Source organism: Ligilactobacillus equi DSM 15833 = JCM 10991 (assembly GCF_001435735.1).
GTDB classification, from domain to species: domain Bacteria; phylum Bacillota; class Bacilli; order Lactobacillales; family Lactobacillaceae; genus Ligilactobacillus; species Ligilactobacillus equi.
Map to the genome: position 1 here is coordinate 1 of NZ_AZFH01000024.1, position 205 is coordinate 205.

The window sequence follows — 205 nt, forward strand, 5'->3', positions numbered from 1 at the left end:
TTAGGATGTTATATGGTATTCCAAAACCTAACTCACAGAACTTAGCTATCTTACCACGGACAGTTCCTGCCCTACTGGATATTTAATTGTTTTAGACCACGATTTAAGATATTTAAACTAGCGTTTATATCTCTATCGTGGTTTTTGTGGCAATAAGGACACGTCCAGTTGCGTGTACTTAACCATTGCGCTTGAGTTAAACCAT

General features: G+C 37.6%; 1 protein-coding gene. It reads right to left on the minus strand.

What is annotated here, in order from left to right:
* Positions 1-71: 71 nt before the first annotated feature.
* On the minus strand, positions 72-205 hold a 134-nt coding region (locus FC36_RS11575), incomplete at its 5' end, for a zinc ribbon domain-containing protein (RefSeq protein ID WP_156409506.1).